The organism is Paenibacillus sp. P4_A7 (genome assembly GCF_056402455.1).
On the sequence record NZ_JBFUHJ010000266.1, the window covers coordinates 1 to 7,571 of the forward strand.

General features: G+C 38.1%; 12 protein-coding genes. All 12 read right to left on the reverse strand.

The window, feature by feature from the left end; genetic code table 11:
- Positions 1 to 406 (reverse strand): hypothetical protein (locus AC1DWN_RS23070; RefSeq protein ID WP_477561243.1); only part of this gene is annotated, 406 nt, incomplete at its 3' end.
- Positions 403 to 819: a BlaI/MecI/CopY family transcriptional regulator gene (locus tag AC1DWN_RS23075; protein ID WP_477561244.1), complete on the reverse strand. Its 417-nt coding sequence runs from the start codon at positions 817 to 819 to the stop codon at positions 403 to 405. The genes AC1DWN_RS23070 and AC1DWN_RS23075, both read right to left, overlap by 4 nt.
- A 108-nt stretch (positions 820 to 927) precedes the next feature.
- A complete protein-coding gene (locus AC1DWN_RS23080) occupies positions 928 to 1,395 on the reverse strand; it encodes a hypothetical protein (protein ID WP_477561245.1) in 468 nt (155 codons plus the stop codon).
- Positions 1,396 to 1,429: 34 nt separating this feature from the next.
- Positions 1,430 to 2,245, reverse strand: a complete 816-nt coding sequence (locus AC1DWN_RS23085; protein ID WP_477561246.1) for a GNAT family N-acetyltransferase — start codon at positions 2,243 to 2,245, stop codon at positions 1,430 to 1,432.
- A gap of 155 nt (positions 2,246 to 2,400) precedes the next feature.
- The gene (locus tag AC1DWN_RS23090) at positions 2,401 to 2,907 is read right to left on the reverse strand and encodes a hypothetical protein (protein WP_477561247.1); all 507 of its coding nucleotides are present in this window, start codon (positions 2,905 to 2,907) and stop codon (positions 2,401 to 2,403) included.
- Positions 2,908 to 2,925: 18 nt separating this feature from the next.
- Positions 2,926 to 3,558, reverse strand: coding sequence for a hypothetical protein (locus AC1DWN_RS23095; RefSeq protein ID WP_477561248.1), 633 nt, complete (start codon positions 3,556 to 3,558; stop codon positions 2,926 to 2,928).
- Between the two features lie 66 nt (positions 3,559 to 3,624).
- Positions 3,625 to 4,506, reverse strand: coding sequence for a class I SAM-dependent methyltransferase (locus tag AC1DWN_RS23100; RefSeq protein WP_477561249.1), 882 nt, complete (start codon positions 4,504 to 4,506; stop codon positions 3,625 to 3,627).
- Positions 4,507 to 4,526: 20 nt separating this feature from the next.
- Positions 4,527 to 5,087, reverse strand: coding sequence for a 2'-5' RNA ligase family protein (locus AC1DWN_RS23105; protein ID WP_477561250.1), 561 nt, complete (start codon positions 5,085 to 5,087; stop codon positions 4,527 to 4,529).
- Between the two features lie 71 nt (positions 5,088 to 5,158).
- Entirely contained in the window at positions 5,159 to 5,581 is a 423-nt protein-coding gene (locus tag AC1DWN_RS23110; RefSeq protein ID WP_477561251.1) for a GNAT family N-acetyltransferase, read from the reverse strand.
- A 109-nt stretch (positions 5,582 to 5,690) separates the two neighbouring features.
- Positions 5,691 to 6,134 (reverse strand): hypothetical protein, encoded by a 444-nt coding sequence (locus tag AC1DWN_RS23115; RefSeq protein ID WP_477561252.1) that lies wholly within the window; start codon positions 6,132 to 6,134, stop codon positions 5,691 to 5,693.
- 11 nt (positions 6,135 to 6,145) lie between these two features.
- A complete protein-coding gene (locus AC1DWN_RS23120; RefSeq protein ID WP_477561253.1) occupies positions 6,146 to 6,853 on the reverse strand; it encodes an HAD family hydrolase in 708 nt (235 codons plus the stop codon).
- A gap of 51 nt (positions 6,854 to 6,904) precedes the next feature.
- Positions 6,905 to 7,571: SDR family NAD(P)-dependent oxidoreductase (locus AC1DWN_RS23125; RefSeq protein ID WP_477561254.1), on the reverse strand; the 667-nt coding region annotated here is incomplete at its 5' end.

Sequence of the window (7,571 nt, forward strand, 5' to 3'; positions counted from 1 at the left end):
GTGGTCTTCTAAAACCTAGCGTAAACGCCATAAATTGATCATGATCAACTATGATTATGTTTTGTTTCTGTAATCGGTACTCCATTTTAATATGATCGGTCAACGCTATATTTTGAAAGGACAATATCTTTTTCTTAAAACTTCTAGACCATACAAATTGCTGTATCGTTTTGATCACTGTAAGCAGTACGGAATGAGCAATGAGCGCATTCATAATAATGATCATCATAAAATAATAAAACGAGTTTTCTTTAAACAAGCTTAAGCAAAACTTGAATATATTCATTTTCAAACTGACACCGAACATAAGATGAGCTAAGTACATCCCCATTTGGACCCAGACAAATACAGCGATAATCACACTTAACGAAAAAACGAAAGAAGATTTCTTTCTCCATATCATCATTGTTTTTCCTTTTTTAACTGCTGAATTTTGTGATCAAGTTTGTCGAGCAATGCCTTATCTACATCTTTTAATGCATCGATCAAATGGGTAATGACAACACCGCCGAACTCATCAAGCAGGTTTTCTGTCAATTTCCTAGATTGCTGTTCGATGAAATCTTGCTTCGATTGTGTAGCACGGAAAAGCGATAGTCTTCCATCAAGCCGTTTCTCTAAAATCCCTTTTTCAATCAATCGATTCATTACAGTCATAACGGTGTTGAAATTAATGGGCTTGTCCTTCTCCAAACGTTGTTGAACTTCCTTAATACTTAGTTCTTCGGCTTCCCATATAAAATCCATGACTTTGGCTTCTAATGATCCAAAGAAACGATTCAAGCCTACCTCACCATACTTAAATTTATTAATTTCCATATGCGCCTCCTTACACTACATATTATAGTGTAGACGCTAATCCGTTTCAACATAAACCATTTAGAAGTGATTACCATGATCCCGCTCCAAGTAAAGTCACTTCGTTGTTTATTCGTTTGGCAGTTTACTTAATGTTACGATATCCCCGTCTCTAGTTACATGAAATGTGCCTTCTTCTTTAGAGATTTTGCCCTTCAAATTAGCTTCAAAGTTCACATTATCATCAAAGTTCACGTAGCTTCTTGAAAGTGAAACTTGTCTAATAGCTGCGTTATCCTTAACAAATACGAGTTGGAAAATAGCATCACTAAATTTAATCGAATCGCTTACTTTATTCATATGTTTTATATCCGTTTCTGCTCTTGGATCTGAGTATGGACCAAAGATATGAAGCTCATCCCAATCAAAGCTAGTTACGTCCTTAAATGCGATAATATCACCATCACTGCTTTTAGTGATTAGATCTTTAAAAGGCTGCTCTCTAATTATTTTGGGATAATCCTTAAAAACAATTAAAATGGTTCCCACCATACAAGTTAAAACAAGCAAAAAAATACCGACATATAGCTTTTTCATGTTTGGAATATCTCCGTTTATTTGTTTATTTTTATTACGACTGCTCAGTCCAATTCGTACGTACATAAGCGATCTTCATGCCAACACGATCCATATTTCTATGACTTTGTGACATAAATGAACATTGAGCAACTACTAGCGCACATCCATGCTGAATAGCCACTTCAATACGCTTGTGCAATAAATGCCCATGAAGACCATGATTACGATACTTCGGCAAGGTTGCAGCAAACGTAAGCGATGCTGTACCATCCTTGATGTACATAACCCCAACAGCAGCTGGTTCATTATCTATATAGACCATATAAAACTTCCAACCATTTCGATTATGGAGAATTCGATTATTTTGTGCGACATACGGTATGCCATCATCCGATAATCCTGTCCCGCGACAGTGAATCATTGCATAGATTTCGAACTCATCTTCACTTATTTCCGATACGTCGATCCTAGGTAACGAGAGTTTATTAACATAATGATTTGTATGTAAATACATGGAAGTATGGAACCCTGATTGATACATTCCGAGCTGTGATAACGTACTTAGAAACTTTCCATCAATCATTCCTGGTACAAGCTCAAATTGAGGTTTACGTGATCTTTGTTGATAGAACTCTTGAATCTCTTCTAGTGCCTTTACATGATGGGATCGAACGCCTTTTACCGTGTTAAAAGAGGCCCAAGGCATCGTTCTGCTATAAAAGCACACAGCATCCTCAATTCTCAGCATTTCAATCCCTTCAGGATTTCCTTCCCTACTTTGAATGGCCGTCATCCGGTCAATCATATAATTAATTTCTGATTCTTCAATGTTAAGTAGAAATTTATCTGTCAAAGGACTTTTATCCAAAAATGATTACCTCCAGCTTCATTTTCACATACCACACAGACTATAGAGAGGTTGAATCAGTCAGAATACTCCTATTCATGGTTGTACTGTAAGGAATGAATCCGACCTTTTGCCAAAAACTCATGCCTCTTGGATTACTGTGCAGTACTTCTATTTCAATTTACCAGTTCATAAAATTCATCCGGATGCTTCTTAATATAGCTGTTCATATTTCTGATAGCAGCAGCTGCTGCTTCTTCATACTTTTCATATAGAGTTCGTACATTTTCAAACAACTTCTCATTTCCTTCTAGATCAGACGGAGATGCATTTCTCCATCTATCATCTGTCCCTAACAACTCAGCTTCAAGTGCAGTATGAGTATCGTCATAAATTTTCAACAAAACATCATCCTGAAAGAATTGAACACTTTTCCGCATAAGAGGCCAAGCTTTAAGATCACTAATAAAATAGGAAGCATACCAATACATTTCGGAGATCGAATTTACATGGTTGTGAAAAGCATAAAACATGTACAAAGCTTTCTGACCTTCTCTAAGCTCATTATAGATGGCGGCTTTCTCGGCAGGAGCCTTAGCCCTCGATTGAATAAGCGCTGGTTCTATGCACAACCAAGAAAGCCGCTCATTGTTCAGATCATCTTCTTTTAATAGTATAAGCATATATTCCCCCTGTTCTGATCAAAAACGAGCGACCTCAATTTGAAAACGGATAGGCTGTTTCGTTCCATTAACGCCATGGTTTTCATCAATTTTCTGAGTGAAGATGATGTTGTTTATTGTTCGTTTCTTATGCGGTGTTACTTCAATATATTGAAATTCGAGATTATCATCAAATGAATCGATGTCTGAGAATTGCGGTTTAATCTTTAATAATACCTCTTTGCCGTAATTAAAAATGGTCAATGAACATGATACTTCGACTAATCCATTATTCGTACGAAAGCTGCAAGTACTTTCTTTACTAGAGTAATCGAGTGAAGTTTCACCTGTTGCATTGTGCTTAACGATAAACATCAGTTTTTCAGTTGCCAGGGGATAGGTAAGTGCAAATACGACACATCCTACAATAACGAACAGGAATACCGAAGGATACTTATCTCTATATCCCATGACGACACCTATCATGCCATACATAAACAATAAAAAAGTAAATAGGACGGTAAAGTGAAGGCCGGTATCCCCACTCCCGCTCCATGGGTTCAATCCAAGCAAACGAACGAAATCATCACCAAGCGATGTTCCAAGATGATGTGGAAAAGAGAGAATCAGTGACACAATAAGGACTATAAGAGAAATAATACGACGTTTCATCTGTTTAACCGTTTAACGAATCGATGACCTGTTATTTCAAAGCCCATTCACAAATCACTCCACTCCTTACTTCTTAGGTAGCGTTCCAAACGAAATTTTCATCGTTGGTGCGAACACAAAGTGCTCTTCCGTACCTTGTTTGTTAAAGTGTGATGCGAAAAATAATTCCTTCTCATATTGCTGCTCGGCTTCCTGCTGCGAAAGCCCACGATTCATAAGACTTTCGATGATACTTATTTGTTCACCTGGCATTCCGCCAATCCCATCTTCAGATAATGATTTATAAAGACTCTCATCTTTGGTCTTTGGATCGTAATAATTGACCTTATCACTTACTCTACACTCAATTTGGGACAATCCCAGTTCACTCATCATTTGAGGCAGCTTGATCCCAATATTGCCATCCTTGCCGGTGCTCGTTATATCCATTTCAAATAAACGCTGTAATATACCGAGTGATATGCCCTCTGATTGTTCAAACCCACTATAATATTGATTAGCCATTGCTGAGATCCAATTGGATTCAAAGCAAATTACTTTCCCACCACAATTAATGCTGTTAATCATTTTATTTAACGTGGTTAATGGATCATTCATATGCATTAAGAAAGCGTGGCATACCGCAAGGTCATATTTTCGTACCGGCTCATACTCATTAATATCTACCTCAGTGAAAGTAGCATCATAAGGCAGTTTGCTAAACAGCTCAGTTGCTTCCTTAATAAGCTTCTCACCTCTATCTAACCCCGTATAGGTAGATCCTTGAGGCAGTAATTCCAACAGCTTTAATCCCATATACCCGTAGCCACACCCAAAGTCGATAACATGAACTGGCTGATCGATCTTCCACACATCTCTAACTAAAAAGCGCAAATAATCATCGTTCAAGTTTAAAGCTCTCGTTCGCTTTAAGTACTCTATACGTGTATCCCAGTAATCCTTACTCATCTCTGTCACACCATCTCTGTTTATTTTATTTGTTGAAAAGCTACTTCTTTAATCGTAGGACTGCTAATACAACTTCCGCCATCGTACTGAAGATGAACCAATCCAATAGACTCGATCGACGATTGAAACGGTTTGAAGTGGTTCACACAACAAGCTACTGCCCTTGTCATTTGTAATTTCGTTAAATGCATGGCCAATGTGCAATGAGTATTCCATCTGTCAGGGGTGTAATGAGCATGAGCTGTTTTAGAATAGGCTTGGAAAGCTTCATAATAATTGCGATGCAAATGAAATAACTCACTCGTCATTGTAGGAGCGGCAAACACGGTGTTTGTAGAAGGAAATGTCGCAATGCTATCAAAGGATACAGTAAACTTCTTTTGCTCGCTCATATGCTCTTCCAGCTGTTTGCCATAGCTTTCTAAATCCTCGATTTGATCATATACAGCCACAGTAATATGCGGACGCAGATCTTGAATATTCAACATAGTCGACGTAATATGTAAGTCCTTTAACTGCTGCCAGCTATTCTTCACGTATTGGTTAAGCTCTGATCCGAAAAACAACTCTAATGCATACATGCGTGAATCTCCCTTCTCCTTGGCTGATCAATTCACATAAGCATCATTATGTGGAGGAAACTTCAATTAGTCTAATTTCTTGTATGATCCGGCGCTCTTCTTAAGAATCGCTTTTGGTCTCTAACAAACTCATATTGCTCATATAACTCATGCGCATCTCTAGTGCCTAATAGTCCCATCAAATTATTGAAACGATCTGAATGCGTAATGAACTCGACTAGCTTCTTTCCTAGACCTAGTCCTCGGTGGCTTTCTTCAATAAACACATCGCATAGCCAATACATAGTGGCATCGTCGGTTACTAAGCGCGCGAACCCAACTTGAACACCTGTTGTGTAAATACCATAACAGACAGAATTGTCTATAGACTTATCGATAGTTGACTCTGGGCGACTGATAGCCCAATAACTTTTAGCTAGAAAGGCTTTAACTTGATTACGATCGATGAGGTCTTTGTCGTCGCTTATCAAATATTCATTGTAGTATAGTTCCATTCTAACAACACTCCTTTTAAAGCATGTTAAATAGCAGATCGCTAATAAAAATAATTAACTAATATCACGTTATCTCAGCTTGCCTAGTTCTTTCAGCGCTTTAGACAACCTAGGATCTAGCAGTGCTTTCTATCTTGAAGTTCAACTTAGAATCGAGCACTTTATTCTCACCCTCTGCTAAATAGTAAAAGTAGATATCATCAACAGAACTACCTTTACTAGGAATAATAGTGATCGAAAATGGTGTCGGGTTGTAAACCGATGACAATGGGTTAATGAACTTGCCTTCATAAATTAACTCATCATTAATTGTAAGTTCAAAGTGTTCAGCATTTAAACTCATCCGATCGGCAAGCGCAGTCGTCAGCCCTTTGACTTTCATTTGTCGCTTATCCTCATCTACCCACTCCAACTCATTTTGCGTAAAAACAACTGTATCGCCCTTCGTAAGACGTACCTCTATCTTTTGTTCTTCGGTCTGTGAATTTGAACAGCCAGCCATAATAAACATGAATACTACGGAGATCAAAGTGGCCCTTCGCATAGCACTCATATTTTCCATCCTCAGTTCCGAATATGCTCTAATAATTGTTTCAATGATCTAACCGTAAGCAGCGGCTGCACTTGAATGCCTTCTCTCCATGGCTGATTAACTTCCATCCAAATGGTGTTCATACCTGCCTTCGATGCTCCGTCTATATCATTCATAGGATGGTCCCCTACATATACGCATTCCTCTGCTGTTAGCTCTAGCTGCTGCAGGGCGATATCGAAAATTTGCTTATTCGGCTTCTTAACTCCAGCACTCTCGGAAATGACTACGGAATGAAAATAGGACTTAATCTTCAGTTTTTCAAGCTTCCCATCCTGAATGATATGCCTCCCGTTCGTAATAAGCCCAACTTTATAGTTGCTGCTGCACCATTCCAATAACTCGATGGCATCTTCCATCAAGATTGCACTATGTACATAATTCACTGTGTAAAAATTAATAAGCTCTTCAAGCTGCGGCTTCTCGCGCCATGGCAATAGTTCGAGCAGCTCGCTAAACAGCTTTACTTTGTCTTTGTAGCCGTTCTCGTCTAACACGACAATTTTCGAAAAAAGTTCATCCTGAATAGTAGGGGTAACATGCTCAAAATACTGATGAATAAGTTTCCTTATAAAAAGCTCAAATGTTTTCGTCCTATCAAGCAGCGTATTATCCAGATCAAAAATAATTGCTTTATAGTTCATGAGTAGCTTCGATTCATTTTCAGCATTAGGTATCATTATTAACCCTCCCTTTATGTTTATATATACTTCATTCATTTAGTCGCACTATCACATAGAAAAATCATAGTTCACTAACTTACCCGTATCGATTTTCATATCAATAAGACGTAATAAATGTGCACCGATCGCTTCCGTCGTTTGCAGTCTTCCTGATTGATAGGCATCTTTAAAATAATCCGCCATTTCAAATTGCCCATCATTTTTGCTTCTAGCGTGTAATTGCATTTCTGTCTCTACCATCCCTGGGGTGACAGCCAAGATTTCTATAGGATTCTCCTTTATCTCTTGCTCGGCTCCAACACATTGTGTAAACATATTAAGACCTGCCTTAGCTGTAGAATATACACTCATATCAGGGGCTGGATAAATGCCTGACCCCGAAGATATATTCAATACTTTTCGCCTAAAGGACATATTAGAAGTTTGTTTTATGAAACATGAAGTCAACACCATTGGTGCGACAAGAGTTACCTGAATATGATTTGTGATTTCATTGACGGTACACTTATCAATTGGCTTCAATGGCTCTAATAGGGCAGCATTATTTATCAAGCCAATCATTTCAACAGGTTTAAAATCAATTTTCGCGAAAATATCAGTTACCAAATGTTCAATATGATCAGTATCGCTAAGATCAAAGGGATGATGATGATAATTACTGTACTCAGCTAACCTTTCAGATTTCCCTCTGGCTATGCCATGAACAATGTAAGAC